The sequence below is a fragment of the Phenylobacterium sp. genome (assembly GCF_030693805.1).
GTDB lineage: Bacteria > Pseudomonadota > Alphaproteobacteria > Caulobacterales > Caulobacteraceae > Phenylobacterium.
Genome location: NZ_JAUXZW010000388.1, coordinates 12036 through 37525 on the forward strand (window position 1 = coordinate 12036; position 25490 = coordinate 37525).

Below are 25490 nucleotides of genomic sequence, written 5' to 3' on the forward strand. Positions count from 1 at the left end.
TCCCTAACGCAGTTTCAGGGTGGCGAGGCCCAGCAGCGCCAGCATCACCGCGATGATCCAGAAGCGGATCACCACGGTGGATTCCGACCAGCCGAGCTTCTCGAAATGGTGGTGGATCGGGGCCATGCGGAACACGCGCCGGCCGGTCAGCTTGAACGAGACCACCTGGATCATCACCGACAGTGTCTCGAGTACGAAAAGCCCGCCGATCACGCCCAGCACGATCTCGTGCTTGGTGGCGACCGCCACCGCGCCCACGGCCCCGCCCAGGGCCAGCGAACCGGTGTCCCCCATGAAGATCTTGGCGGGCGGGGCGTTGTACCAGAGGAAGCCAAGGCCAGCGCCGATGATCGCGCCGCAGAACACCGCCACCTCGCCCACGCCAGGCACGAAGTGCAGTTGCAGGTAGCCGGCGAACACGAAGTTGCCGACCAGGTAGGCGATGAGGCCGAAGGCGGCGGCGGCGATCATCACCGGCACCGTGGCGAGCCCGTCCAGCCCGTCGGTGAAGTTCACCGCATTGGCCGCGCCGACGATGATGAAGGCCCCGAACGCCAGGTACCACCAACCCATGTCGACCAGCAGGCCCTTGAACACCGGGAACGCCACCGAGGTCGCCAGGTTCGGCTGTTCCGGCGGTCGCGCGCCGAAGGTGATGATGATCCACACCGCGGCGACCGCGATCAGCACCTCCAGCGCCAGCCGGACCTTGCCGGAGATGCCGGCCGTGGTCTGCTTGGTGACCTTGGCGTAGTCGTCGAGGAAGCCCAGCACGCCGTAACCGGAGGTCACCAGCAGCACCGCCCAGACGTAGGGGTTGCGCAGATCGGCCCACAGCAGGGTGGCGACGATCAGCCCGGCCAGGATCATCATGCCGCCCATGGTCGGCGTGCCGGCCTTTTCGACGATATGACGCTCGATGCCGTCGCTGCGGATCGGCTGGCCTCTGCCCTGCTTGGCCTGCATGAAGCGGATGAACCGCGAGCCCAGGGCGACCACCACGAGCTGCGCCGTGAAGATCGCCATGCCGGTGCGGAACGTCAGGTATTTCAGGATGTTGAAGACCGGAACGTGTCCCGCCGCCGACAGCTGCTCATAGAGCCAATAGAACATCAGCCGGCCTCCCTGGGCGCGGCGTCCAGCGCGGCGAGGGCCTGGGCGATGACGCCGGCCTTCGATCCATTGGAGCCCTTGACCATCACCAGGTCGCCAGGCTCTGCGGCGTGGGCGACCTGCGGCGCGATTTCGGCCGCGGTCTCGGCGTAACGCCCGCGACGAGTCGGCGGAAGGGCGTCCCAGAGATGCTTCATCAACGGCCCGGCGCAGAACACCTGGTCGATCCGCGCGCTTTCGACGGCTTTCGCTACGGCGGCGTGATAGGCGGGAGCCTCCTCGCCCAGTTCCAGCATGTCGGTCAGCGCGACGATCCGCCGCCCCTTGGGCTGGCGCGCGCCGAGCGAGGCCAGCGCCGCGGCCATGGAGATCGGATTGGCGTAGTAGCTCTCGTCGATCAGGGTGCAGGCGCCACCGGGAATACGAACGTCACGCTCGGCGCCTCGGCCCTCCAGCGGCTCGAAGGCCTCCAGGGCCCGCAGCGCGTCGTCGCGGGTGACGTCCAGCGCCTCGAGCATCAGCAGCACCGCGAGACTGTTCAGCCCCCAGTGGAATCCGCTCTGGCGGATGGGGAACTCCAGCCGCTCATCATCCATCCGCGCGGTGACGACCGCGCCGCCCGCCCTGGGCCGGAAGTCGATCAGCGAGGCGGCCGCATTCGGCCCTGAACCGAAGGCGCGCACCTGGGCGCCGGCGGCCAGCGCCTCGCGGTTAAGGAAGTCGAACCAGACGTTGTCGGCGTTCAGCACGGCTACGCCGCCAGGCATGAGGCCCGCGAAGATCTCCGCCTTGGCGCGCGCAACGCCAGCCTCGCCGTCGGGGAAGTTCTCCACGTGCACCGGACCGACGGTGGTGATCGCCACCGCATGCGGCTTCACCATGCGCGACAGCGGCGAGATCTCGTCGGCGTGGTTCATGCCGATCTCGAACACCGCCCGCTCGGTATCGCGCGGCATGCGCGCCAGCGTCAGCGGCACGCCGATGTGGTTGTTGTAGGACTTCACCGAGCTGTGCGAGCGCCCGGCCAGCGTCAGCCCGACCCGCACGGCCTGGGTCACGCTGGTCTTGCCGACCGACCCGGTGACCGCGCCACGACGCGCCTGCGCAGCACGATCGCGCGAAGCTTCTCCCAGTTTTTCCAACGCCTTGAAGGTGTCTTCCACGAGCACGGCCGGCGCCTCAACGGACTGCGAGGCCAGCACGCCGGCGGCGCCGCGGCCAAGCGCCGTGGGCACGAATTCGTGGCCGTCACGCACCCCCGCCAGGGCGACGAACAGTTCGCCCGCTTCCAGGCTGCGGCTGTCGATCGATACGCCGCCCACAGAGAAGTCGCCGCCTTCCAGACGTCCCCCGACGGCCTCGGCGATCTCGCGTCCGGTCCACAGCGGCTCAGCCATGGACCTGCCCCAGAGCCTTCGCGACCTCGGTCACGTCATCGAACGGCAACACCTGGTCGCCGATGATCTGACCCTGCTCGTGGCCCTTGCCGGCCACCACCAGCACGTCGCCGTCGCCCAGCAGGCCGACGCCTGCGGCTATGGCCTCATGGCGGTCGCCGATCTCGCGTGCGCCCTTGGCGCCTTCCAGCACCGAGGCGCGGATCGAGGCCGGGACCTCGCTGCGCGGGTTGTCGTCGGTGACGATGGCGACATCGGCCAGCTCGGCGGCCACCGCGCCCATCAGCGGGCGCTTACCCCGATCGCGGTCGCCGCCAGCGCCGAACACCACGATCAGCTTGCCGCGCACATGCGGGCGCAGCGCCTTGAGCACCGTCTCCAGCCCGTCGGGCGTGTGGGCGTAGTCGACATAAGCCTCGCCGCCGCGCACGCCGCCGCTGACCCGCTGCAGCCGGCCCGGTGCTCCCTCCAGGGTCTCCAGCGCGCCGAGGATGGTCTCGAAGGAGACGCCGGCCGCGAGGCACAGGCCCGTCGCCACCAGCGCGTTCGACGCCTGGAAGGCGCCCGCCAGCGGCAGGCGCACCGTCAGATCGCGGCCCTGATAGCGGATGGTCAGGCGCTGGCCGTCGGGCGTGGCGACACGCTCGACCAGGGTCAGCCCCTGCCCCTTTTCGCCCACCGACATCACCGAGCGGCCGGACCCCAGCGCCGCGGCGGCGAACGCCTCGTAGGCGTCGGAGTCGGCGTTCAGCACGGCGGTTGCGCCGCGCGGCAGCAAGGTGTCGAACAGGCGCAGCTTCGCCGCCCGATAAGCGCCCATGGTGCCGTGGTAGTCCAAGTGGTCCTGGGTCAGGTTGAGGAACCCCGCCGCCGTCAGGCGCGCGCCGTCGAGGCGTCGCTGGTCGATGCCGTGGGACGAGGCTTCCAGCGCCAGATGGGTCACGCCGCGCTCGGCCAGGCCCGCCATCAGCTCGGCGACGTCGGCGGCGTCTGGCGTGGTGAGGCCGGGCGGCGTCACCTGCTCGTCGGCGGCGGCGGAGCCTCGCGGCGCGCTCACCCGAACGCCCAGGGTGCCCATGCTGGCCGCCTTGTGGCCGGCGGCCGAGAAGATCTGGCGACAGAAAGCCGCGACCGAGGTCTTGCCGTTGGTGCCGGTGACCGCGACGCAGGTCGCTGGCTGGGCGCCCCAGAACGCCGCCGAGGCCAGCGCATAGGCGCGGCGCGGATCAGAGACCACGATGCTGGGGGCGGTCAGGTCATCCACTTCGCGCCCGCACAGCACCGCGGCCGCGCCGGCGGCCACGGCGCGCGGCGCGAACTCGCGGCCGTCCACCTTGGCGCCGGGCAGGGCTGCGAACAGGAACCCTGGGCGCACCTTGCGGCTGTCGGCGGTGACGCCCTCGATCACCGGATCGGCGTCGAGGTCGCGTTGCAGCAGCTGGGAGAGCCGTACGCCCATCAGTGCTCGCCTGCATTGATCTGTTCGGGCGTCACCGTCTTGGGATCAAAGGCCACTGGGTCGGCGCGACGCGCGACGTTCAGGAACGGCCCGATCCGGTCGATCACCCGGCCGGCCGGCGGCGCCGCGGTCCAGCCGCCGGTGGCGAAGCCATAGGTCTCCGTCGTGCCCTTGGGCTCGTCCATCAGGATGAGTACGAAGTAGCGGTCGGCCTCCAGCGGACCGTCGGTCGGGAACACCGCGGCGAACGACGACACCAGCTTGTCGCGAACGTAGCGGCCGCCCAGCACCTTCTCGGCGGAGCCGGTCTTGCCGCCGACCCGCAGTCCCGCCGCGTCGGCCTTGCCGCCGGTGCCGCGGATCACGTTCAGGCGCATCAGGCTGAGCATGGCGCGTGAGGTCTCCTCCGACACCACGCGCTCACCGGCAGGTCTGGAACCCTGTTTCATCGGCTTGATCGTCAGCGGCACATAGGTCCCGCCATTCAGCACCGAGCCCATGCCGGCGGCGACCGCCAGCGGGCTCACCGACATCGCGTGACCGAACGAGGCGGAGGCCACGGTATTGTCGTTCCAGTTCCGCGGGATGATCGGTCGCGCACTCTCCTGAAGCTCGACCGGCGCCGTATCGAGCAGGCCGAACTTCTTGAAATAACGCTGCATATTGGCGGAGCCCGCCTGCAATGCGAGCTTGGTGGTGCCGATGTTCGACGAGTGCAGGAAGATGTCTGCCACCGACATGATCTTGTTCTCGGCGTGGTAGTCGTGGATCGTCTGCCCGCCGATCTTTATGGGCTGACGGGTGTCGAACGTCGACGCCAGCGTCGCAGACCCCGAGTCCAGGCCCATGGCCATGGTGAACACCTTGAAGATCGATCCCATCTCATAGACCGAGGCCGCCGCGCGGTTGACCAGCGCATTGGGCGGGGTCTTGCCGGCGTCGTTGGGATCGAACGAGGGATAGCTGGCGATGCCCAGGATCTCGCCGGTGTGGACGTTTGTGACGATGCCGACCGCGCCGATGGCCTGGTGGGCGGCGGCGGCGGTGAACAGCTCGTCCTCCAGCGCCGCCTGGACCCGCAGGTCGATCGAAAGCGGCACGGACTGGTGCTCGGCCGCACCGGCGCGCACCGCGTCGTCCAGAGCCAGCTCGGCGCCGGCCAGGCCCTGGCCGCCGCTGTCGGCGAAGCCGACCAGGTGCGCCGCCGTGGGGCCGAGCGGATAGAGCCGCCGTTGCTCAGGCTCGAAGGTGACGCCAGGCAGCCCGAAATCGTGGATGCGGGCGCGCACCTCCGGAGTGAGGCCGCCGACCAAAAAGACGCGCTTCTGGCCATGTAACGCGCGGTCGAGCCGCGCGGCCTCGACGTGGGGCAGCACCTGGCGCAACGCGCGGCGGGTCTCGGCGGTGTCCCAGATCTCGCGCGGGTCGACATAGAGTCCGTAATGCAGCAGGTCGGCCGCCAGCATGCGGCCATTGCGGTCGACGAGGTCGGCGCGCGCGCCGCCGGGCCCGTAGGCGTAGCCTTCGATGCGCTGCGCCGGCGAGAACAGCGCAGCGCGTGTCGCGCCCAGGCCGAGCGTCACAAAGCCCGCGGCGAACAGCGCCAGCACGAAGAAGATCCGAATGCGGGTGTCGTCCTCGGCGCGCCCGGCGGCCTTGGCGCGCTCGAAGGCGTGTTCCAAGCCCCACAGGCGCGAGGTCAGCCAGCGCCAGCCGCGGCTGGATCCAAAGGAATGCAGGCCGACGCTCATTGCCCAACCCCCTTGCCGGCGATCCTCGGCAGATCGTCAGACGTGGTTTCTCGCTTGGCGTTGGTGGGGGCCAGACCAAGGAACGAGGTCGACAGGTGTTCGATGCGCGAGGGCTGCTCCAGGTGGGCCACCTCAGCGTCGAGCAGGCGGATGCGCGACTTCTCGGCGCCGATCAGGCGTTCGACCTTGGCGATCTCGGCACGCTCGCGCCCGGCCACGGTCTTGGCCAGGTAGACGCCCAGGATGATCAGCATCAGCAGGGCCAACGCCATGATGTCGACCAGGCGGAAACCCCGCACCCTGCGACTGAACAGGCTCATGCCGCTTGCCTCCAGACGGGAGCTGCGGTGCGCACCGCAGCCCTGAGCTTCGCCGAACGCGAACGCGGATTTGCGTCCAGCTCCGCGTCGGACGGCCCCCGCGCGCCGTTGAACAGCAGATCGAAGCTGGGCGGGGCCCCCGCCTCAACCGGCGGCGCGTGACGCGAACCGGCCGAGGTTTTGCCGGCCCGTACCGAGAGGAACGACTTGACGATTCGATCTTCCAGCGAATGGAACGTGACGACGCACAGCCGCCCGCCGGTCTTCAGCGCCCGCTCGGCGGCGCCCAGGCCCGCCTCGAGTTCGGCCAGCTCATCGTTGACCGCGATCCGCAGGCCCTGAAAGGCGCGGGTGGCGGGATGGGTCTTGGCGCCGCGACGGCCGCCCAGCACGCGTTCGATGAACTCGGCCAGGTCAGCGGTGCGGGTGAAGGGCTGCTCGGCGCGGCGGCGCACGATGGCGCCGGCGATCCGCCGCGACTTCCGCTCTTCACCGTAGACGAAGAAGATGCGCGCGAGCTCTTCGGCCTCTGTCTCGTTGACCAGATCGGCCGCGGTGGGCCCCGTTGCGCCCATGCGCATGTCAAGCGGCCCGTCACGCATGAACGAGAAGCCTCGCTCCGCTTCGTCGAGCTGCATCGACGAGACGCCCAGGTCCAGCGCCACGCCGTCCACAGCGGCCTCGCCGGCGACCTCGTCCATATTGGAGAAATTCGCCTCGACCAGCCTGAACCGATCGGCCGGCAGGCCATCGGCGAAGCGGCGCGCGGTCGGATCGCGGTCGAACGCCAGGACGCTCGCACCGGCCTCCAGGAACGCCCGGCTGTAGCCGCCAGCGCCAAAAGTGCCGTCGACGATCAACTGGCCGGGACCGGCCTGCAGCGCCGCGGAGACCTCGTCGAGCAGGACCGGACGGTGCGCTGGGCTCATACGGCGGAACCCACGCGTGCGGCGCGCTGTTGGGCGCGCATCTGCGCCAGGCCGTCGCGGGCAAGGTCACGCTGGGCCGAGCGGTGCGCCTGGAAGGCGTCGCGGGACCAGATCTGGAAGCGTTCGCCCATGCCGACGACGGTCACCCAGTCGGTCAGGCCGAACATGTCGCACAGGGTCTCGGGCAAGGTGATGCGGCCAGCGGTGTCGAACGACAGCCGCGCCATGCCGCCCAGCACGGAGGTCTCCAGGGCCGAGCGCAGCGGATCGCCGAAATCCAGCTCGTCGATCACGCCGCGGTAGCGGTCGAACAGCGCCTGGTGGCCGCCCTCGATGCAATCGGCCTCGATGGACGGAAAGCAGAACACGCCGTCGAATGGGCCTGACGCCAGGGCGCGGAATTCCTGCGGCACCACGATGCGCCGCTTGGCGTCCAGCTGTTTCTCGAAGGTCGAGAGAAACATCTCCGGCCCAGCCCCTGTCCGCCGGCCGAAATGGCCGCCCCGTACGTCCGCTCCGATTTCCCGTCACTGCCCCGAAAGCGACGGATCGGTTTGGTTAGCGGATGATGACTGGGTTAACATGGGATCAAACGGGAGACAATGACTCCCAATGACTATTATTCACGAATCCAAAGATGTCGCAGGCCAGTTTGGTTAATGCGTGTAAACTATTCACAGAACATACATCGAACGCTTTAACTATAGCGAGGGGCAGATGATGGGAGTGGGATCAGACGGCCTGTAAGCCGGGTTCTGTGTCGCCCGCCTTTCACCCTTGCGGGCGCAGGCGGACGCGGCGGCCATTCCTCTGGACCGCCCATTGCTGGACGGTTCTCGCGACCTACCCGGACCCCTCGGCCGACGAAGGCCTGCCGGCTTGCGCCGGCGCGGGGTCCCTATTCGGTCTTGCTCCTGGCGGGGCTTGCCGTGCCGCCTCCATTGCTGGAGCCGCGGTGCGCTCTTACCGCACCCTTTCACCCTTACCCGGCGATCGCTCGCAGGGCGGTTTGCTTTCTGTGGCGCTGTCCCTGGGGTCGCCCCCGGCGGGCGTTACCCGCCGCCATCTCGTCGTGGAGCCCGGACTTTCCTCCCTCGCCGCAAAGCGAGAGCGACCGCCCGGCCGTCTGATCCGCCGATGAATCTGAGGGCGCCCGACGCCCGCGTCAATCGAATGGCGCGAGGCGGGCGTAGATCATCTGATCCCAGAACCGCCCTTTCCAGAACCCATGGTCACGCAACACCCCTTCGCGGACGAAGCCGTGGCGCTCCAACAGCCGCACCGAGCGCGTGTTGCCTGGCGTCACCATCGCCTCCAGACGATGCAGGCCAAGCCGCTGCGCGCCGAAGCCGATGACCGCGCTCAGCGCCTCGGACGCCAGCCCCTGCCCCCAGTGCGCCGGGGCGAGATCATAGGCCACCTCGCCGCGCCGCCCGCGGTCGAGTTCGAGCAGGTTGAAACCGCAGGTCCCCAGCAGCCGCTCCTCCCCGGCCATCCGCACGCCCCAGCGCACGCCAGCGTTATGCGCCCGCCGATCGTTGGCCCAATCAACGACGCCCGCCGCCTCCGCGAGATCGGTCATCGGCGCGATGTCCATGAACTCCGTCACCGCCGGATCGGCGAACAACGCCAGCAACTGCGCTGCATCGCGCGACTCCAGCGGGCGCAGCATCAGCCGCGGCGTGTGTACGATCAGCGGCTCACGGACGAGGTCGACGATCTGGCTCAACGCGGTTCGCGCAGCAGGGCGATCAGTCGGGCCCGCGTCTCGCCGTCGGCGATCCCGTCGACCTTGGAGGGGCGCCAGTGCCGCTGGAACGCGGTGACCACCGCGGCGGTGTGCGGATCGTAGGTTCCCGACGGCGCGCTCTCATAGCCCAGCCGCGCAAAGCCCGCCTGCAGGGCGAACACGCCTGGACCGGTCGCGCCGAGCCCAAGTGGACCGCCTGGCGCGGCGGCCGGCTCAGCCCACAGGCCGTGGCCGGCCTGCGCCAGCCGCTTCCAGGGGAACAGTTCGCCCGGATCTTCCTTGCGGTCGGGCGCAACGTCGGAATGGCCGACGATGGCGCCGTCGTCGATCGTCCAACGGCTGCGGATGTCGCCGACCAGGGCGATCACCGTAGCGATCTGCGCTTCGGGGAACGCCCGATAGCCGAACTCGTGACCCGGATTGACGATCTCGACGCCGATCGAGGCGCCGTTCACATCGCGCTCGCCGCGCCAGAAGCTGACGCCCGCGTGCCATCCCCGCCGCTCCTCGGGCAGCAGGCGGAACAGCCGCCCGTCCTCCTCGACAAGATAATGGGCCGACACCTTGGCGTTAGGATCGCGCAGGCGCTCCAGCGCCGCCTCCCCGCTTGGCATGCCGGTGTAGTGCAGCAGCACCATGCTGGGCGGCGCCTTGCGGGCGTCGAAGTTCGGCGACAGTGCGTCGATGAAGTCCACGTCAGTCTCCGCGCCGCATCGATTGAAGCTTCGCCGCCAGCAGATTGGGCCGCGCCACGATCACCAGCACGCCGACCAGCGCAAGCGATGCGCCCAACGCCATGCGTGGGCCGAAAGGGTCCTGCAAGATCAACACCCCAAGCGCGATCGTGGCCAGCGGCGTCATCAGGGTCAGCGGCGCGATGAGGTTGGCTTCATAGCGACGGATCAGCACGTAGTAGACTGTGTGAGCCAGCACCGAGACCACCAGCGCCGAGTAGAGCACCGCGGCGGCCATCGGCCAACCGCCCGCCAGGGTGGCCTTGAGCTGGTCCTGTTCAAACACCGCCGAGGCGGCGAGCAGCGGCGGGATCGACGAGAGGCCGACCCAGGCCTGCAACTGCAACGGCCGCAGGGTTTCGACCCGTTTCATCAGCACCGAGCCCACCGATCCAGCCAGCGCCGCGGCGGCGATGGACAACAGGCCGGTGGAGAATTTCACGCCGTGCGGGTCCCAGATCACCACAAGCGCGCCCGCCAGCGTCATGCCGACGCCGATCGCGCGGCGCAGGCTCATCCGCTCACCCAGCAGCAGGAACGAAAGGAGCGTGGTGATCGGAACGCCGATCTGGCCGACCACGGCCCCGGCCGACGGCGTGGCGGTCTTCAGGCCGACGAACACCAGGGCGAAGCTGCCGCCGCCCATCAGCACGGCGATGACGATGATCCTGCCGAGCGGCTTAGGGGCGGGCAGCAGCCAGGGGAACACCGCCAGAAACACGATCACAAAGCGGATGGCCGCGTAGAACAGCGGCGGCGCGTTCAGCACGCTCACCGCATATTTGCTGACGATGTTGTTCGTCGCCCAGATCAGGCAGACCATCATCAGCAGGAGGAAGTCGCGCAGCGCCATGCCTAGCGCTTAAGCGCGATTGCAGGCCTCGCGGCAACCGCAATCGGCGGCGCTCAGGCGGCGCGCCCCAGCGAAAGCCCCTCATAGCGCGCCAGGTGGTGATCGGTGGAGCCGAACGCACTCTCGATCATCGTCGCGCGCTTGAAATGGTGACCGATCGCCAGCTCGTCGGTCATCCCCATGCCGCCGTGGAGTTGGATGGCGTTCTGGCCGATGAAGCGGCAGGCCTTGCCGATCTGCACCTTCGCCGCCGAGGCCGCCTTGCCCCGCTCCGTCGCGTCCTCGTCCAGCCGGATGTGGGCCATGTAGGTCATCGAAACCGACTGCTCCAGGTGGATGTACATGTCCACCATGCGGTGCTGCAGCACCTGGAACTCCGAGATCGGCTGGCCGAACTGCCGGCGCTGGCGGGTGTATTCGACGGTCCCCTCCTGCAGTCGCCGCAGCACGCCCACGGCCTCCGCGCAGGTCGCGGCGATCGCCTGATCGATCACCTGCTCGACCAGAGGCGCGGCCGCGCCTTCGGGCCCGATCAATGCCGTCGCCGGGACCGAGACGTTCTCCAGGAACACCTCCGCGGCGCGCTGGCCGTCGGCGGTCGGATAGTCGCGCAAGGTCACGCCGGGCGTGTCCCGCTCGACCAGGAACACCGACACGCCTTGCCCCTCGCGCTGGCCGCCGCCGGTGCGCGCGGTGACGATCAGGTGGCTCGCCCACGGCGCTCCGACCACCACCGCCTTGTGGCCGTTCAGCAGATAGCCCTGCCCCTCGCGCCGGGCGGTGGTGGCGATATCGGTCCAGGCGTAGCGCGACTGCGGCTCCGCATAGGCGAACGCGATCACCACCTCGCCCTCGATGATCCGGCCGATCATCTCGCCCGCCCATGACGCTTGGCTCGCGCGCTTCAGGAAGCCGCCGCCGATCACCACCGTCCCCAGATAGGGTTCGACCACCAGCGCCTTGCCGAACTCCTCCATGATGATCATCGACTCGATCGCGCCGCCGCCCAGGCCGCCGTGGGCCTCTTCGAACAGAGCGCCGAGGATGCCGAGTTCCTGGGCGAACGCCTTCCACACCTGCGGCCGCCAGCCCGCCTCGCTGCGCAGCGCATCGCGGCGCTGTTCGAAGCTGTAGTGGTCGCGCAGGTAGCTCGCGAGGCTATCGCGGAGCATGGATTGTTCGTCGGTGAAGCTGAAGTCCATAAGCGTTCTCCCCGCTCGTCCGCGCTAGAGGCCCAGCACCATCTTGGCGATGATGTTGCGCTGGATCTCGTTGGAGCCGCCGTAGATCGAGGTCTTGCGGCCGTTGAAGTAGCTTCCGGCGAGGCCGCGCGCGTAATGCGGTCCTACGGGCGCGTTGTGTCCGCCTTCCGGCAGATGCGGCGCGCCGTAGGTTCCCGCCGCCTCCAGGGCCAGTTCGTTGAGCCGTTGCTGGATCTCGGTGCCGCGGATCTTCAGGATCGAGGACTCCGGTCCAGGTCCCTTGCCGCTGCTCTCGCCGGCCAGCGTCCGCAGCGCGGTGAACTCCAGCGCGGTCAGGTCGATCTCCAGCTCCGCCACCTTGCGGCGGAAGAACGCGTCTTCGAGCAGCGGTCCGCCGGTGTCTGAGCGCTCTGTGCGCGCCATCTGGATCAGCTTCTCCAGCGCCCGCTTGGAGCGCGCCACGCCCGCGATGCCTGAACGCTCATGCGCCAGCAGCGCCTTGGCGCAAGTCCAGCCCTGGTTCTCCTGATGGATGCGCTGATCGACGGGGACCTTCACATTGTCGAGGAAGATGTCGTTGACCTCGTGTCCGCCCTCCAGCGTGATGATCGGGCGTACCGTAACGCCAGGCGACTTCATGTCGATCAGCAGGAAGCTGATGCCGGCCTGGGGCTTGGCGCTCGGATCCGTGCGGACCAGGAAGAAGCCCCAGTCGGCGAATTGGCCCAGCGTCGTCCAGGTCTTCTGGCCGTTGACGACGTAGTACTCCTTGCCGTCGTCGGCGGTGATCCTCTCGGCGCGGGTCTGCAGGCTGGCGAGGTCCGACCCCGCCCCGGGCTCCGAGTAGCCCTGGCACCACCAGACATCGCCATTCAGGATGCCGGGCAGGAAACGCTGCTTCTGCTCGTCCGTCCCGAACATCAGCAGCACCGGCGCCAGCATGCTCACCCCGAACGGCAGGATCGGCAGGGTGTCGGCGCGGGCCAGTTCCTCCGACCAGATGTACTTCTGCGTCGGGGTCCAGCCCGTGCCGCCCCACTGCGTCGGCCAGGACGGCGCGACCCAGCCCTTGGCCGCCAGGATGCGGTGCCATGACAAATAGTCTTCGCGGGTCAGGGGCTCGCCGCCGTGCTGCCTGGCGCGGAGGTCGGCCGGGTAGTGCTGGGCGATGAAGCTGCGGGCCTCATCGCGAAAGGCCCGCTCCTGCGGCGTGAAATCGAGATTCATCGCTGACCTCCCTGAACCGGCTTCCTGACGCGTCTGCGCGCGTTGTTCGTCAACACCGACGCTACGCGGAGCGATGCCCAATGAAAAGCTGACGATCGCGTCATCGAACGAGCCCCGGCCCTTCGCCGTGCGAAACCGGCGGCGCGCCCAGCCGTTCACCGCCTTGCCTTCGCCCAGGAAGCCGCGCAGGACGACCCATGGCCCGCATCGTCACCTACAATGTGCATCGTTGCGTTGGCGCGGACCGCCGGCTGGACGTCGGACGGATCGCCGACGTGCTGGCGCGTCTCAACCCGGACATCGTTGCGCTGCAGGAGCTGGACGTCGGCCGCGCGCGCACTGGCGGCGTCGACCAGGCGCACGAGATCGGGCGGCGGCTCGACATGGCCTGCCACTTCCACGCCGCCCTTCGCGTCGAGGAGGAGCAGTACGGCGACGCGATCCTGACGACCTATCCTGAAACGCTGATGCAGGTCGGTCCCCTGCCCGGCTATGCGCGAATGCGTTCACTGGAGCCACGTGGCGCGCTGTGGATCTGCGTCGAGATCGATGGGCGCAAGGTGCAGATCATCAACACCCACCTGGGCCTGGTGCCGCGCGAGCAGCAGCTTCAGGCCGCCTGCCTGGCCGGCCAGGGCTGGCTGAAGCACCCCGAATGCGAGGGCCCGACGATCCTGTTGGGCGACTTCAACGCCACCGCCAGCTCGCTGGTCTACCGCACGCTCACCACGCGGCTGAAGCCCGCCCGCGGTCTTGCGCCGCACAAATCGGCCACCTCGACCTTCCCCTCGCCGCTACCGGTGCTGCGCATCGACCATGTGTTCGTCAGCCCCGAGGTGCGTGTGCTCGACGTATTCGCGCCGTTCGAGCCCCTGACCCGCGTGGCCTCCGATCACCTGCCGCTGGTGATGGACTTCGAATTAGCCTGAAGGCCCAGCGCGTGCAGGCTGGTGACCGCGCGGGCCTCGCTGTACAGCCGCTCGCGCCTGCGCCCCACCCGCCAGGAGTCGCTGACGTTGGCCGGGTCGCCCAGGTGGTAGCGGGACACGAAAGCTCCGAACGGGGTCATCGGCGCGGGCTCGATGCTCGCCAGCCTGCCCTCCCGGTTCAGCGAATCGATCGCCGCCACCATGCCGCCCAGCTCCGCGCTCGCCCTGGCCACCGCTTCGCCCGTGTAGCCGATGAAGTGTCCCACCAGCCGGTCACGGAACGCCCCGATGGCGATCTGCGTCTCCGGATCGCCGCTCTCGATCGCCAGTTCACACTCGGTGTCGAAGCCGCCCGAGCGGTTGTTGAGGTTGGCCGAGCCAACCCGTACGATCCGGTCGTCCACCACCGTCACCTTCGAATGGACGATGATGGTCACGCCTCCTGGCGTGATCGGCCGCAGCGCCCGGAACCGGCCGTAGACGTCGGCCGCCCGCAGCCGCCAGATCAGCGCGGCGCGCGCCCGGTCCATGGTCAGGCGATCGAACCAGCTGGGCGCCTCGCCTGTCGACACCAGCACCACCGCTGGCCCATCGGGCTGGCCCAGCCGCTGGGCGATCACCTCGGTGACGACGGGCGAGGTGAAGTACTGGTTCTCCAGATAGATCAGCTTCTTGGCGGCGTAGATCGATTCCAGCGTCAGATCGCGGATCTCCTCGACCGGCGCGCGGGCCTTCCACGCGGGCTCGGTGCGGGCGATGGCGACCTCGGCATGGGTGATCGCGGCCGGCACGTGCTCGGGCCAGGGATCGCCATCGGCCGGCCGCGGCTCCAGCGTCTCCCCCGTGGCGCGGAACCAGCGGATCCGGGCGAGGTCGCCGAGCGCGCGGGCGGCGTCGCCATCGACCATCATCATCACCTCGTGCCTGGGCGCGTGATGGTCCTGGTCCGGCATGATCCGGCGTTGGTCGTCGTCCAGGTGGGCGGGCGTGTCCCAGCGGTCCACGGCGATATCGCCCCCGCCGCAGAACGCCAGCGCCTCGTCGATGACCAGCACCTTCTGGTGGTGGCAGGCGCCGAACGGCACCTGGTCGTCGAGCCGGAAATGCACCGGCGTGTTCTCGAACCACTTGCGCGCCTTGTGGGGGAAGAACTGCTGGCTGGCGCTGATCGGCAGCGCCGATTTCCAGATCAGCAGCCGGATATCAAGCTCGGGCCGGCTGCAGGCCAGTTCGACCAGGACGCGGCCCACCTCGTCCGGGTCGCCCGGGACATCGTAGCCGTCGGGGAACAACCGTGTGCGCGGGTCGAATCCCCAGCCCAGAAGCAGGATCGAGCGCTTCGCCTTCTGGATTGCGGCGAACACCGCGGCGAAATAGGCCTCGGTGTCGATCAGGAACGCCGCGCGGTCGGCGTGGGCTTGCCGCCAACAGGTCTCGCCGGGACGAAGCACGCTCATGACCGCTCGACCGTTCTCAACTGGCGCCCCTCGGGTCGCATTACGGGGCGCGACGCTTGCTATCGAAGGTGACAGGGCGTTCGCACCACGCAAGCTAAAGCTCCACCGCGCAGGTTTGTTGCGCAGCCGAGGCTTGCCATGATTTGGCCCTGCGCCCAGTAACCCAAAGATGGCCGTCCAGCCCCCCAGACCGATCGCCACGCCTTGCATCCTCGTCTGCGCGATCGACGATGAGAGCGGCCTGTGCCTGGGCTGTTTCCGCACCATCGGCGAGATCGCCGGATGGGGCGCTCTGCCCGATTCCGAGCGCGCCCGGATCATGGCCGAGCTCGTTTCACGCGAAACGCTTATCTCCCCGGAAAAACTAGGTAAATAAGGACTTAGCGGCGGATTCATCGGTTGCAAACGCAACCCCGCTATCTTGTCCTCACAACAGGCCGAGAACGGCCGCAGGCCTTGATGAGGCGGGTGTCGAAATGCTCAAGCTAACGGTGATCGCCATGGCGAGCGCCATCTTCGCGGTCGGCGCGGCCAAGGCGGTCGAGGCGGTGACCGCCGCGCGTGAGCCGGCGGCGCAGATCCAGCAATCGGCGATGGTGGCGCGCGCCGCGCCTGAGCCCGCCGCCGATCACGCCGCCCAGATCAGCAAGGCCAGCGACGGCCACTACTGGGCCGAAGCCGACGTCAACGGCGCGCGCGTGCGCTTCCTGGTCGACACCGGCGCCACCGCCGTGGCGTTGACGCCAGAGGACGCGCTGCGCCTGGGCTTCGCGCCCAAGGACCTCGAATATCGCTATACGGTGACCACCGCTGCGGGACCCGCACGCGGCGCGGCGATCAAGCTCGCCAGCGTCTCGGTGGCCGGCGCGCGCGTCAACGACGTCGACGCCCTGGTGATCGAAAAGGGCCTCGACGCCTCGCTGCTAGGCATGACCTACCTAGGCCGCCTCTCCCGCTTCGAGGCCACCCGCTCGGCGCTGATCCTTCGACCCTGATCCGGCTACCGCCGCCAACGCGGCGTCCAACACTTCCAGGCCGGCCCCCGGCTTCACGCCTTCGACGGTGAGGATCCGCCGCCACGCCCGCGCGCCCGGCGCGCCATGGAACAGCCCCAGCATGTGCCGCGCCATGGCCGGCAAATGCACCCCGCGGGCCAGCTCGCGCGCCATGTAGGGCCGGTACCGCTCCACCGCCTCGAATGCGTCGATGCGCACGTCGCCGCCGAACACCTCCGCGTCGACATCGCCCAGCAGCGCCGGCGTGTGGTAGGCCGCGCGGCCCAGCATCACCGCGTCCACATGCTCCAGATGTGTCCGCGCCTCCTCCAGCGAGGCGATCCCGCCGTTGATGCCGATGGTCAGCTCTGGCCGTTCGGCCTTCAGCCGGTAGACCAGTCCGTAGTCCAGCGGCGGGACGTCGCGGTTCTCCTTCGGCGACAGCCCCTTCAGCCAGGCCTTGCGCGCATGCACGACGAAGGTGCGCACGCCTGCCTGGGCGCACAGGTCCACCAGGCTGAACAGGCTCTCCTCCGGGTCCTGGTCGTCGACGCCGATACGGCATTTGACCGTCACCGGCACTGAAACCGCCGCCCCGATCGCCGCCATGCACTCGGCGACCAGTTCGGGCTCGCGCATCAGGCAGGCCCCGAACCGCCCGCTCTGCACCCGGTCCGACGGGCAGCCGACGTTCAGGTTGATCTCGTCGTAGCCCTCCGCCTCGCCCAGTCGCGCGGCCTCAGCCAGCAGCTCGGGATCGGAACCGCCAAGCTGCAGGGCCACGGGATGCTCGCACGCATCGAACCCCAGCAGCCGCGCCCGGTCGCCGTGCAGCACCGCCTGCGCGGTCAGCATCTCGGTGTACAGCAACGCGCGCGACGTCAGAGCCCGATGCAGCACCCGGCAATGCCGATCCGTCCAGTCCATCATGGGTGCAATGGACAATCTATGTGCTTGAAATTGCGTCACTTTCCCCATACAAATCAACCGGTTCGGCGCTGACCGGCGTCCGCCTTCCTACGCTATTTTTCGACCCTTTTCGCCACGTTTCGACATCCCACTGCACCGGATTTGCACCCAAAATGGCATCGATCCGAAAACAGAAATCCGGTGCCTGGCGCGTCCAGGTCCGCCGCAAAGGACGAACCGTCAGCGAGACGTTCGTCCGCTACGACGACGCCAAGAAGTGGGGCATCGACGCCGAGCGGCAAATCGATCGTGGCGAGACGCCGACGCTTTCCAAGGTTGGGAAGCTTCAGACGTTCGGCGACCTGATCGATCTGCACATCGACGACATGAAGGATGTCGGTAAGCCGCCTGGCCGATCGAAGGACGCCACCCTCGCGATGTTGAAGCGTCGGCTGGGCAGCCGGAACATGGTGGAGCTGGATCGGGAACGCATTCTCGCCTTCGGGCGCGAACGAGCGGCCGAGGGTGCCGGCCCAATGACCCTCAGCATCGACATCGGCATGATCAAGCTGATCCTGTCGCACGCCGCGGCCGTTCATGGCCTGCCCGTGCGTGTCGAGCCGGTGGACCTGGCCCGGATCGCGCTCAAGCGCCTGGGCCTGGTCGGGAAGGGTAAGGAGCGGGACCGGCGGCCCACCGACGAGGAGCTGGAGAAGCTCTGCGCTCACTTTGACGGCAATCCCCGCCAGGTCATCCCGATGAGCCGGATCATCAAGTTCGCCGTCGCCACGGCCATGCGACAGGAGGAGATCTGCCGCGTCACCTGGAGCGATCTGAATACGCGGACTAAGATGCTGACCATCCGTGACCGCAAGGACCCGCGCGAGAAGAGGGGAAACGACCAGCGCATACCCCTCCTCTCAGTGTCCGGGTTCGATGCCCTGGCTCTCATCGCGGAGCAGCGCGCGATCCGGGGCAATGAAGACGACCGCATCTTCCCCTACGCCCATAAGTCCGCCGGCACGGCGTTCACGCGCGCCTGCCAGGATCTGAAGATCGAGGACCTGCATTTCCACGACCTGCGTCATGAGGGCACCAGCCGGCTCTTCGAGGCGGGGTTCGAAATTCAACAGGTGGCGCTGGTCACGGGCCACAAGGATTGGAAGATGCTGCGACGGTACACGCACCTTCGTCCGGAAGCGCTGCACGCGATAGCGGACAAGAAGGCGGCAGCTTAAGCCGGGATATCCGATCAGCGCAGGCGCGGACGTTGGGATCAGGCCGGAGAACAGACATTCGCTGAGCGGTTCATCGGCTGCGGTTCGTGCAGCCGATCGACTAGGCGCTGGCGAGGATCGTGAGCGGCATCCGCCAGGTCTCCATGAGATACGACTCTGTCGCCGCGAACAGTTCCAGGTGTGCCTTCGCCGCCTTAGAGCGCGAGTAACCCGGCTGAACGATCGTCACGGAAAATTCTGGACGCATTTCCCGCCAGTGGCCGATGAGACCAATCAGCGTCGCCATGTTCCCTTGTTCGAAGCGCGTGGCGCTCCCGCGTCTCTGGCGATCAACCTCGCGTCGACGAAGGTGATGCAGAAGCTCGTCGAAGCGCTCGGCCCAGCGCACGGATTTCTGCGCTTGGCCACACACCTCATAGAGATCCTCGACCCGAGAGCCAGGCGCGGCCGCGGACGAGTATTTGCAATGGAACAGGTCGACAGTCAGTGTCCGACCGGAGCGACGTAACGCTACGACATCAGCAACTTCGCCGGCGCCATCGTCGTCGAAGATGACATCGTATGGCGCGGCGGTCCGTTTCAGCCGTTCAATTATGCGCCCTTGAATCGAATCGGCCCGTTTGTCTGCACCCTGGGATTCGCGCCGCAGATTCACTCCCGTCCAGTCAACCGCCTCGATCTTCGCAGGATCGTATGGGGTGAAGTCATCGTCACGGCGAAGCACAAACAGCTCCGTCGCAACCAACATGTCGCCGTCCGCGAAATACACATGGGGCGGATCCTCCCTGAACACATCCAGGAGGGGCGTCTCCTTGCGTCCACGACGAACGATCACCTGGTCCCCGCCTACTTGCGAATACGTGACACCCCCGCTCGAAACAGCCAGCGAGTACTGAGCGGAGCGAACACCATCCGTGACTCGGAACCTAATGGGAGCGGCCGGCGCAAAAGCCGTGAGCTCGATCTCGCAGTTAAAAAAGGCCGCGGCATCGCCGCCACCAATCTCTAGAAAGATGCGATCCTCGACGTCGTAAAGGAAGCGCTCAGGCCAAGCGATGGCGATGGGAATCTTGTCCTCAGGCATCACTGTGATGCGCTTGGGGCGAACGATATTCCTGAGAATAGATTCACTCGTAATGTTTTCGTTGAGGAGTTTAGCGCCCAAGGCGTGGCACCAGTCGATCCATTCCGAAAAACTGTTGGTGCTTTGGTAGGACCAGATCTTGCCCTTCGCGGAACAGCCGATGGTTTCCTTGGACGGCGTTGAGCCTACTACGGCTCCGTTCTCGTCATGATCCTCAATGTCCACATAACCCTGCCCGAACAGGTTGGTCTTCGTCCGTGACCGGTTGCCTGCCAGTGTGTCCAGTGGATCAGCGATATCGGAGCCCATAAACTGGGAGTAGCGAACCGGCTTTCGTTGCGTTTCGCTCAGCCCGAGGTTCATCAGGACCAGCCGGCGGAACCCATGCAGGACACGGAACACGTCCTCACCGCGAATGAGTTCGACATCCGAACCAGCCAAGCGCTTGGCAAGATCGAGATGGAGGTCACCGAGCTTTGAGCTGTTGATGAACAATAGCTCCTGGTCGGCGTCCCAGTGAGCCATCACAAGATTGAACTCAACGTTCCGCGCCGACTTCACCGACGTCCAGCGGAGGCGCTCCTCATCACGGCGCACGAAAATGACTAGCCGCCCCTCTGCGTTGACCACGGGGGGCTCAATGATCGTGGAGCCGAGCTCTGTAGTCAGCGCGGCCGCCTCCGGCGTCCACTCAGTGCATTTTGTTCGGTACACCACGGTGCTGAAGCGCGGCTCTAGTGTCTCGAGAGGGAAGGTCTCGGGTGGATTGGCGAAACCAGCGAACAAATCCTCCCGGCGGCGCTCGCGCTCGGTTCGGCTGTGGCCAATCACCGACAGGATCTGGTTCCAATCAGCGTCCTCAGCGTACAGCGCCTTAAGGTTCTGATTCATGTCGTCGATGGTTACGTTGGCGATGACCGTCGCGGTGCCAAGATCGCTTCGCGCTCGGGTAAATCGGCCCACAAATTGGAGCGTGACCGCCTCGCTGCGGTGCTTGTCGTGAAGCGCCGCGATTTTCAGGTCAGGAAGATCGAACCCCTCCCCGAGCATATCAACACAAACAATCACCCGGGACCGGCCAGCTCTCAATTCGTTCAACGCTGAAGCCCGTTGTGAGGGTGACATCTTATTGTGGATAAGCTGGGGTTGGTATTCAGGAAGCTTCGCCGTGTAAGCGGCATGAAGCTCTTCAGCTCGATCGACACTGTTGGTCCGCGCCATGACCAGATGGTTGAAGCCGCGAGCAAGGTCTTCCTCCAATTGGGCACCAACGCCATCAATGATCTGACGGTCCGCGTCACGCACATCTAACCCATGAACTGGCACGTACTTAATGGCCGTGAAGAGCTGGTCCTGCTGCGCGCGCCGAAGCGGATAGACGTAAATGAACTTGCCATCCACGCGACGGCCGTCGTTTCGAAACGGCGTCGCCGTGAACTGGAGGACTGTCCGCTGCGCAAAGTGCAGCTTGAAGTCCCGCCAGGTCCTAGCACCAATGTGGTGAGCCTCGTCGAAGAAGAGATGGCTCATCAGCTCGGCCAAGCGGGCTTGGAGCTCCACTGACATACCAGACAGCACCTGCATCGTGGCGACGACGACGTTGCTCTCGGCGACCAAGGCATCCAGATCTTCGACCGTCTTCAGTCCTCGCGACAGCAAAGCTACGGAGGGGTGCGCGGCGTCCGCCGAGAGACAGCCAAAGGTTTTCAGCACCCCGAGCTGCATGAATTTCTCGGCGATCTGCCGGCGGAGGGGGTCGGTAGGGACGATGACGAGGAGCCGTCGGATTCGTTCGGAGACCAACAGCGAGACCATGGTGTCGGTCTTGCCGGCGCCGGTTGGGAGCACCAGGGTCGCTGGGAGGGCCGAAACGCTCCAGTGAGCTTTGGTGGCGTAGATCGCGCCGATCTGGGGAGGGCGCAGTCCACGTCGCACCTGCCGCTCGCCGTCGAAATCCTCAGCCACGAGTTGAAGCTGGTCTTTCCACCCGAGCGCGATGGCATTTGTCGCCTGCGCGACTTGAGCTCTGTCTCCAGTGCCGGGTTTCCTCGGCCTTGGAAGAATCCAGCTGCCCTTGCCCGAATTGAGCTGGTCGACAACGGCTCCTACGGAAGAGATGTCTTCCACCCTCAGAACAGCCGAGCACCCCTGTAATGAGGTGGTGTCGCGGTCCACGATCGCGAAAGTGAAGCCGTCGGCCGACGTGCAACGGAGGCTTCGGCCATGGGTCGAGGTGTGCTCGGAAGCCACCACTTCGAGCGTCCGCTCAGTCTCCGCCAGACGACGAACGAGGTTGCCTGAGAGCCGGCCAAAGACAGCAATGCGCTCTGGCAATCGAAGGACGGCTCTGGTCGAGAATAGATCGAACATGGCGCGCACCGAATCAAACGAGCGACCATGATAGGCCCTTAGTCCAGCTTGCGCTGATTGGGCCGAGGTAAGCGTCGCCGTTCGATGAGTTGGCGGCTCCTTTAGGTTCAGGTAGGCGCCGGAAAGCACTCGAAACCGAACTTCGCCTTGAAGTCACAGGGGAGCATTTAGGCGAGCGTCCGCCTTGGTCGTTCGGTTCTTGGCCGTCCCTTTTGCATCCGAAAGTACGCCGTCCTACTACGTCGCGTCACCAGCCCTAGCGCCCTTCTGATCGCCTGTTCACATGCCCTCCTGTCAGGAGGTCCACATGCGCACAATCGCAATCATCAGCCAGAAGGGCGGCGCCGGGAAAACCACCCTCGCTGTCCACCTGGCCGCCGCGGCGGCGGGCGAGAAGGTTACGCTCATCGTGGACACGGACCCACAGGCGACCGCCAGCCGGTGGGGTGAATGGCGCGGCGGGACTGACCCCGAGATTATTGACTGCGGGGCGCCCTCCCTACTCGCTGGCAAGCTGAGCAAGGCGGCGGAACTGGGCGCGGAACTGGCGGTGATCGACACCCCGCCTCATGCCGACGCCATGGCGCGGCAAGCCGCGCGTCTCGCCGACCTGATCTTGATCCCTTGCCGGCCCAAGGCGTTCGACCTCGCCGCGATCGAGGCGACCGCGGAACTGGTCAAGGCCAGCGATAAGCCAGCCTTCGTGGTGCTGATGGCCGGGCCGCCTAAGGCCCCACTGATCTACAAGGAGGCCGCCGAGGTTGTCGAAGGCTCCTTCGGCCTCCAGCTTGCGCCGGTCATGCTGCCGGAGCGCGCCGCCTTCCACCACAGCACGGCGCAGGGCCAGACGGCCGCAGAGTTCGATCATGGCGGCAAGGCTGCCGGCGAGATCGGGGCGCTCTGGACGTGGACACGAGGACAGCTGGGCATGTCCGCAGGTGAGCCTGTTCACACGCCGGCGCACGTCGCATGAGCCGGTTCGCCGCAATCAAGTCGGAGAAGGCCAGGCCGGCGCCGGCCATGGCGCCGCATCCCGACCATTCAGACGCGCCGGTCGCGTCGACAAAGGCGCCGGCCAGGCTCGGGAAGAAGGCTGTCAGCGGCTACTTCAGTCCGGAGATGAGCCGTGGATTGCATCTGCTGGCACTTGAGCAGGGAGCGAGCCTTCAGGCGCTGATGGGCGAGGCCTTTGACGACCTGATGCGCAAGTACGGCAAGCACCCCTTCGGCGAGCGGTGAGCGATCACCCGAAGGCGCGGGACTCCTGAGGACGGGCCGGCAGGACGCGGCCCTGGCCAGGATCCGAAGTCGAGCTTTTAGCCCCCCGATCCGCCCAGCTCTGCAGGTCGTCGATGGCGTAGACCACCCGCCCTCCGATCTTCCGGTAGGTCGGGCCCGTCCCATAGGTTCGATGCTTCTCGAGCGTCCGGCCCGACAGGCCGAGGAAACGCCCTGCTTCCGAGGTCCGGAGCAGGCGGGGCGGCATGGGAGCGCCTTCGAACATCGCAAATCCTCCTGGCCGTCCGATCAAGGTCCGCAACTGCGCGAAGCGAGAACGGCATGCGACTCACCTATCCAGGCGTGGCCTCGGCGGGAAAGGCGTAAGTCTACCCGCCGTCGAGGGCGGGCGGCACTAGCTGCGGGCGAACGCCAGGAGGGGCGCGATGTCGTGGGCGTCGGCGGCCTGCAGCGCCCGGACATAGTCTCGGCGGGTTTGGGCGGCTTCCACCAGGTTCGCCCGACCCCAGCTGAACCGCTGCCCGCCAAGTTGTCTGATCAGCAGGTCGGCGGCCAGCCGCGCGTGACGTCCGTTGCCGTTCGGGAAGGGATGAATTGCAACGAGGCGGTGGTGGAAACGGACTGCGATCTCATCAGGCGTGAAAGTCTGGTGGTCGATCCAGTAGCGGACGTCGCCAACCAGGGCGTGGAGATTCACAGCGATCTGGTGCGGCGCGACGCCGATGTTGAGCTCGGTGGTCCGCTGGGCACCGGCCCATTGCCAGACCCTCCGCAGCATGCGGCGATGCAGGGCCATCAAGAAATCGACGTCCACGACATCGCTGCGCTTGCGGGAAAACGCCCAGCGGTCGGCCTCGGCGATGTTCTCCTGCTCGGCCTCGTTCAGTTCGGCCCGGGTCGTGATGTAGGTAGGCAGCAGCCCCTGCCGCCCCTCAGGCGTCAGCGGCGTGTTGGCCTCGTCGTCCGCCTCGAAGAGCGGGTCGGTCACGAGGGCTCATCCCACAGGCGGTGCAGGTTCCCGCGCAGCAGTTGGTCGATGAGCACCTCGCGCTGTCGCCGCTGATCGCCCACCGTGAGCGCCTGGTTCTCCAGGCGCATGGTGTGGCCGACGCTCTCAAGTTGCTCGTCGGCCCTGGCCTCCGCGCGCTCCCGAAGAATGTCGACAAGCGGCCGGTTCGGCACCATGACGTAGACCAGTTGGCAATCCAGCGCCTCGGCGGCGCGCCGCAGGCTTGCCAGGGTGACGGTCTCATCCACCTCGCCCTTTTCCAGGGCCACGACGCGCGGCTGGCTGACGCCCAGACGCCGGGCGAATTGCTTTGTCGTCAGGCCAAGGGCATCGCGAATGGCGCGTAGCCAGCCGCGCGGCGGTCTAGCGACCGACCAGTTCCGCACCAGCGTGAGCCGCATATCAAGCGCTCGGGCCGCTCTGTCTGTGGCAGGCATGATAACCTCTGCATTATTCAATGCGAGCCATTCTATAACCTAAACATTATCAAAACTCAAACATGCTATAATCCATATGTTATCGTGGGATGCCCATTTTGATCACCTGTGGGTTATCGCGAACGCTCCTGATCGTCGCCAAGATGGCGATGGCGCATCGCTTCGTTCGCCGCTCGGAGTTCCCGCGCCAGCGCCAAGCGCTGGGTATCGGGCTGGGGCAGGCTTCGAACGAACGCTTCTACCTTCGCCCCTAGAGCTCGATCCGCCGGATCGCTCGATCGACCAAGCAGCCGGGCCTGAGTGAGGTAGAGATCGCGGACGGCCTGTTGTCGCGCGACGATCCTTTGCTCCCATGCTGTCCGATCGGTCTTCCCCTGAAAGGCCGCCCCCGCCGCATCGCGATAAGCTGTCCGGCGGACGCGCCCCATAGGCCCCTTTCCGGCTTCCTCCCGATCCCGGATCTTCCGCAGCGGCGTCCGCTCGGCCCTGCGGGTGACACCCCGCGCGCGCCTCGGCGTCGCCTCGGCCTCGACGCCCCGGTCGCGAAGTGCCTGCGCGAACGTCTGACGCCAGAGCTCCAGATCGGCCTTCTTAGGGTTCAGCCGCTCCCCCGTGTGGCCACGCGAACAGATGGACAGGTGGACATGTGGGCGTGGCGTGTCGGTATGCAGCGTGAACACGTAGTCATGCGCCCCTGCGAACATGTCCGCCGCAAATGCGCGAGCGGCGTCCCGCACCGCGATCTCGTTCGTACCAGCCGGCATCGAAAGGATGACCGAATGGCTGGCCGGCGAGTCTTTGCGGCGGGAGAAGTCGGCCCGGGCGGCGGCGCCCCAATCGTCGGCGAGGTCCACCAGGTCGCCACGGCTTGCGATCAGCGCCCCGTCGGCGCCTTCCAACTCCAGCTGGCCGTTGCGCGAGATGTATTCCAGGTGCGCACGGAGATGCGCGCCGTCCCGCGTGCGACCGGTCACCTTGACCATCACCTCGGGCGCGCGGCCGGCGATGCGCTCCAGACGCGCCCGCGCGCCACCGCCGGTGTCTGCCGAAGCGCGCAGTACGGTGCGCGGCCGCACAATCCGCTGCCG

25 protein-coding genes and 1 other RNA gene are annotated in these 25490 nt (G+C 67.0%); 6 read left to right on the plus strand and 20 right to left on the minus strand.

What is annotated here, in order from left to right; all coding sequences use genetic code 11:
* Positions 1-3: 3 nt before the first annotated feature.
* From mraY to Q8M88_RS15475, 13 genes are all read right to left on the minus strand, one after another.
* Positions 4-1113, minus strand: coding sequence for a phospho-N-acetylmuramoyl-pentapeptide-transferase (gene mraY, locus Q8M88_RS15415; RefSeq protein WP_305598037.1), 1110 nt, complete (start codon positions 1111-1113; stop codon positions 4-6).
* Positions 1113-2510: a UDP-N-acetylmuramoyl-tripeptide--D-alanyl-D-alanine ligase gene (gene murF / locus Q8M88_RS15420; protein WP_305598038.1), complete on the minus strand. Its 1398-nt coding sequence runs from the start codon at positions 2508-2510 to the stop codon at positions 1113-1115. The genes mraY and murF overlap by 1 nt, the downstream gene beginning before the upstream one ends.
* Positions 2503-3969 carry a UDP-N-acetylmuramoyl-L-alanyl-D-glutamate--2,6-diaminopimelate ligase gene (locus tag Q8M88_RS15425; protein ID WP_305598039.1) on the minus strand — a complete coding sequence of 489 codons (1467 nt, stop codon included), beginning with the start codon at positions 3967-3969 and terminating at the stop codon, positions 2503-2505. The genes murF and Q8M88_RS15425 overlap by 8 nt, the downstream gene beginning before the upstream one ends.
* Positions 3969-5720 carry a penicillin-binding protein 2 gene (locus Q8M88_RS15430; protein ID WP_305598040.1) on the minus strand — a complete coding sequence of 584 codons (1752 nt, stop codon included), beginning with the start codon at positions 5718-5720 and terminating at the stop codon, positions 3969-3971. The genes Q8M88_RS15425 and Q8M88_RS15430 overlap by 1 nt, the downstream gene beginning before the upstream one ends.
* Positions 5717-6040 carry a hypothetical protein gene (locus tag Q8M88_RS15435; protein WP_305598041.1) on the minus strand — a complete coding sequence of 108 codons (324 nt, stop codon included), beginning with the start codon at positions 6038-6040 and terminating at the stop codon, positions 5717-5719. The genes Q8M88_RS15430 and Q8M88_RS15435 overlap by 4 nt, the downstream gene beginning before the upstream one ends.
* Positions 6037-6969, minus strand: coding sequence for a 16S rRNA (cytosine(1402)-N(4))-methyltransferase RsmH (gene rsmH / locus Q8M88_RS15440; protein WP_305598042.1), 933 nt, complete (start codon positions 6967-6969; stop codon positions 6037-6039). The genes Q8M88_RS15435 and rsmH overlap by 4 nt, the downstream gene beginning before the upstream one ends.
* Positions 6966-7433, minus strand: coding sequence for a division/cell wall cluster transcriptional repressor MraZ (locus Q8M88_RS15445; protein ID WP_305598043.1), 468 nt, complete (start codon positions 7431-7433; stop codon positions 6966-6968). Before Q8M88_RS15445 ends, rsmH begins: the two co-directional genes overlap by 4 nt.
* Positions 7434-7697: 264 nt before the next feature.
* Positions 7698-8099, minus strand: an RNA gene (gene rnpB / locus Q8M88_RS15450) — RNase P RNA component class A.
* 35 nt (positions 8100-8134) lie between these two features.
* Positions 8135-8698 (minus strand): GNAT family N-acetyltransferase, encoded by a 564-nt coding sequence (locus Q8M88_RS15455; RefSeq protein WP_305598044.1) that lies wholly within the window; start codon positions 8696-8698, stop codon positions 8135-8137.
* The gene (locus Q8M88_RS15460) at positions 8695-9414 is read right to left on the minus strand and encodes an N-acetylmuramoyl-L-alanine amidase (protein WP_371132737.1); all 720 of its coding nucleotides are present in this window, start codon (positions 9412-9414) and stop codon (positions 8695-8697) included. Before Q8M88_RS15460 ends, Q8M88_RS15455 begins: the two co-directional genes overlap by 4 nt.
* Position 9415: 1 nt before the next feature.
* A complete protein-coding gene (locus Q8M88_RS15465; RefSeq protein ID WP_305598045.1) occupies positions 9416-10306 on the minus strand; it encodes a DMT family transporter in 891 nt (296 codons plus the stop codon).
* A gap of 53 nt (positions 10307-10359) precedes the next feature.
* Positions 10360-11508 (minus strand): acyl-CoA dehydrogenase family protein, encoded by a 1149-nt coding sequence (locus Q8M88_RS15470; protein WP_305598046.1) that lies wholly within the window; start codon positions 11506-11508, stop codon positions 10360-10362.
* Between the two features lie 24 nt (positions 11509-11532).
* The gene (locus Q8M88_RS15475; RefSeq protein ID WP_305598047.1) at positions 11533-12735 is read right to left on the minus strand and encodes an acyl-CoA dehydrogenase family protein; all 1203 of its coding nucleotides are present in this window, start codon (positions 12733-12735) and stop codon (positions 11533-11535) included.
* Between the two features lie 197 nt (positions 12736-12932).
* Here Q8M88_RS15475 and Q8M88_RS15480 point away from each other — a divergent pair, with 197 nt between their 5' ends.
* Positions 12933-13664: an endonuclease/exonuclease/phosphatase family protein gene (locus tag Q8M88_RS15480; protein WP_305598048.1), complete on the plus strand. Its 732-nt coding sequence runs from the start codon at positions 12933-12935 to the stop codon at positions 13662-13664.
* Here Q8M88_RS15480 and Q8M88_RS15485 read toward each other — a convergent pair.
* Entirely contained in the window at positions 13628-15121 is a 1494-nt protein-coding gene (locus Q8M88_RS15485; RefSeq protein ID WP_305598049.1) for a phospholipase D-like domain-containing protein, read from the minus strand. The genes Q8M88_RS15480 and Q8M88_RS15485 overlap by 37 nt on opposite strands.
* A gap of 169 nt (positions 15122-15290) precedes the next feature.
* On the opposite strand from Q8M88_RS15485, the gene Q8M88_RS15490 reads away from it, so the two are divergent.
* Complete coding sequence (locus Q8M88_RS15490) at positions 15291-15497, plus strand: DUF1289 domain-containing protein (protein ID WP_305598050.1); 207 nt, start codon at positions 15291-15293, stop codon at positions 15495-15497.
* A gap of 100 nt (positions 15498-15597) precedes the next feature.
* Positions 15598-16116, plus strand: coding sequence for a TIGR02281 family clan AA aspartic protease (locus tag Q8M88_RS15495; protein WP_305598051.1), 519 nt, complete (start codon positions 15598-15600; stop codon positions 16114-16116).
* Here Q8M88_RS15495 and dusA read toward each other — a convergent pair.
* On the minus strand, positions 16060-17094 hold the full coding sequence (dusA, locus tag Q8M88_RS15500) for a tRNA dihydrouridine(20/20a) synthase DusA (protein WP_305598052.1): 1035 nt from the start codon (positions 17092-17094) through the stop codon (positions 16060-16062). The two genes, Q8M88_RS15495 and dusA, sit on opposite strands and share 57 nt — an antisense overlap.
* Before the next feature lie 104 nt (positions 17095-17198).
* On the opposite strand from dusA, the gene Q8M88_RS15505 reads away from it, so the two are divergent.
* On the plus strand, positions 17199-18263 hold the full coding sequence (locus Q8M88_RS15505; protein ID WP_305598053.1) for a site-specific integrase: 1065 nt from the start codon (positions 17199-17201) through the stop codon (positions 18261-18263).
* Between the two features lie 100 nt (positions 18264-18363).
* Here Q8M88_RS15505 and Q8M88_RS15510 read toward each other — a convergent pair whose 3' ends face one another.
* On the minus strand, positions 18364-21717 hold the full coding sequence (locus tag Q8M88_RS15510; RefSeq protein ID WP_305598054.1) for a DEAD/DEAH box helicase: 3354 nt from the start codon (positions 21715-21717) through the stop codon (positions 18364-18366).
* Positions 21718-22024: 307 nt separating this feature from the next.
* Between Q8M88_RS15510 and Q8M88_RS15515 the strand changes: the two genes are divergently transcribed.
* Together Q8M88_RS15515 and Q8M88_RS15520 are read left to right on the plus strand one after the other, a co-directional pair.
* The gene (locus tag Q8M88_RS15515; RefSeq protein WP_305598055.1) at positions 22025-22690 is read left to right on the plus strand and encodes an AAA family ATPase; all 666 of its coding nucleotides are present in this window, start codon (positions 22025-22027) and stop codon (positions 22688-22690) included.
* Complete coding sequence (locus Q8M88_RS15520) at positions 22687-22956, plus strand: ribbon-helix-helix domain-containing protein (RefSeq protein WP_305598056.1); 270 nt, start codon at positions 22687-22689, stop codon at positions 22954-22956. The genes Q8M88_RS15515 and Q8M88_RS15520 overlap by 4 nt, the downstream gene beginning before the upstream one ends.
* 4 nt (positions 22957-22960) lie before the next feature.
* Here Q8M88_RS15520 and Q8M88_RS15525 read toward each other — a convergent pair whose 3' ends face one another.
* The 4 genes from Q8M88_RS15525 to Q8M88_RS15540 form a co-directional block, all read right to left on the minus strand.
* The gene (locus tag Q8M88_RS15525) at positions 22961-23221 is read right to left on the minus strand and encodes an AlpA family transcriptional regulator (protein ID WP_305598057.1); all 261 of its coding nucleotides are present in this window, start codon (positions 23219-23221) and stop codon (positions 22961-22963) included.
* A 129-nt stretch (positions 23222-23350) separates the two neighbouring features.
* The gene (locus tag Q8M88_RS15530; protein ID WP_305598058.1) at positions 23351-23944 is read right to left on the minus strand and encodes a mobile mystery protein B; all 594 of its coding nucleotides are present in this window, start codon (positions 23942-23944) and stop codon (positions 23351-23353) included.
* Positions 23941-24402 carry a mobile mystery protein A gene (locus tag Q8M88_RS15535; protein ID WP_305598062.1) on the minus strand — a complete coding sequence of 154 codons (462 nt, stop codon included), beginning with the start codon at positions 24400-24402 and terminating at the stop codon, positions 23941-23943. Before Q8M88_RS15535 ends, Q8M88_RS15530 begins: the two co-directional genes overlap by 4 nt.
* A 113-nt stretch (positions 24403-24515) precedes the next feature.
* Positions 24516-25490 (minus strand): relaxase/mobilization nuclease domain-containing protein (locus Q8M88_RS15540; protein ID WP_305598059.1); only part of this gene is annotated, 975 nt, incomplete at its 5' end.

What these genes read in the sequence shown, in the direction of transcription:
- mraY (WP_305598037.1), bottom strand. Translation starts at nt 1,113, where the DNA reads ATGTTCTATTGGCTCTATGAGCAGCTGTCGGCGGCGGGACACGTTCCG.
- murF (WP_305598038.1), bottom strand. Translation starts at nt 2,510, where the DNA reads ATGGCTGAGCCGCTGTGGACCGGACGCGAGATCGCCGAGGCCGTCGGG.
- Q8M88_RS15425 (WP_305598039.1), bottom strand. Translation starts at nt 3,969, where the DNA reads ATGGGCGTACGGCTCTCCCAGCTGCTGCAACGCGACCTCGACGCCGAT.
- Q8M88_RS15430 (WP_305598040.1), bottom strand. Translation starts at nt 5,720, where the DNA reads ATGAGCGTCGGCCTGCATTCCTTTGGATCCAGCCGCGGCTGGCGCTGG.
- Q8M88_RS15435 (WP_305598041.1), bottom strand. Translation starts at nt 6,040, where the DNA reads ATGAGCCTGTTCAGTCGCAGGGTGCGGGGTTTCCGCCTGGTCGACATC.
- rsmH (WP_305598042.1), bottom strand. Translation starts at nt 6,969, where the DNA reads ATGAGCCCAGCGCACCGTCCGGTCCTGCTCGACGAGGTCTCCGCGGCG.
- Q8M88_RS15445 (WP_305598043.1), bottom strand. Translation starts at nt 7,433, where the DNA reads ATGTTTCTCTCGACCTTCGAGAAACAGCTGGACGCCAAGCGGCGCATC.
- Q8M88_RS15465 (WP_305598045.1), bottom strand. Translation starts at nt 10,306, where the DNA reads ATGGCGCTGCGCGACTTCCTCCTGCTGATGATGGTCTGCCTGATCTGG.
- Q8M88_RS15470 (WP_305598046.1), bottom strand. Translation starts at nt 11,508, where the DNA reads ATGGACTTCAGCTTCACCGACGAACAATCCATGCTCCGCGATAGCCTC.
- Q8M88_RS15475 (WP_305598047.1), bottom strand. Translation starts at nt 12,735, where the DNA reads ATGAATCTCGATTTCACGCCGCAGGAGCGGGCCTTTCGCGATGAGGCC.
- Q8M88_RS15480 (WP_305598048.1), top strand. Translation starts at nt 12,933, where the DNA reads ATGGCCCGCATCGTCACCTACAATGTGCATCGTTGCGTTGGCGCGGAC.
- Q8M88_RS15485 (WP_305598049.1), bottom strand. Translation starts at nt 15,121, where the DNA reads ATGAGCGTGCTTCGTCCCGGCGAGACCTGTTGGCGGCAAGCCCACGCC.
- Q8M88_RS15490 (WP_305598050.1), top strand. Translation starts at nt 15,291, where the DNA reads ATGGCCGTCCAGCCCCCCAGACCGATCGCCACGCCTTGCATCCTCGTC.
- Q8M88_RS15495 (WP_305598051.1), top strand. Translation starts at nt 15,598, where the DNA reads ATGCTCAAGCTAACGGTGATCGCCATGGCGAGCGCCATCTTCGCGGTC.
- dusA (WP_305598052.1), bottom strand. Translation starts at nt 17,094, where the DNA reads ATGGGGAAAGTGACGCAATTTCAAGCACATAGATTGTCCATTGCACCC.
- Q8M88_RS15505 (WP_305598053.1), top strand. Translation starts at nt 17,199, where the DNA reads ATGGCATCGATCCGAAAACAGAAATCCGGTGCCTGGCGCGTCCAGGTC.
- Q8M88_RS15510 (WP_305598054.1), bottom strand. Translation starts at nt 21,717, where the DNA reads ATGTTCGATCTATTCTCGACCAGAGCCGTCCTTCGATTGCCAGAGCGC.
- Q8M88_RS15515 (WP_305598055.1), top strand. Translation starts at nt 22,025, where the DNA reads ATGCGCACAATCGCAATCATCAGCCAGAAGGGCGGCGCCGGGAAAACC.
- Q8M88_RS15520 (WP_305598056.1), top strand. Translation starts at nt 22,687, where the DNA reads ATGAGCCGGTTCGCCGCAATCAAGTCGGAGAAGGCCAGGCCGGCGCCG.
- Q8M88_RS15525 (WP_305598057.1), bottom strand. Translation starts at nt 23,221, where the DNA reads ATGTTCGAAGGCGCTCCCATGCCGCCCCGCCTGCTCCGGACCTCGGAA.
- Q8M88_RS15535 (WP_305598062.1), bottom strand. Translation starts at nt 24,402, where the DNA reads ATGCCTGCCACAGACAGAGCGGCCCGAGCGCTTGATATGCGGCTCACG.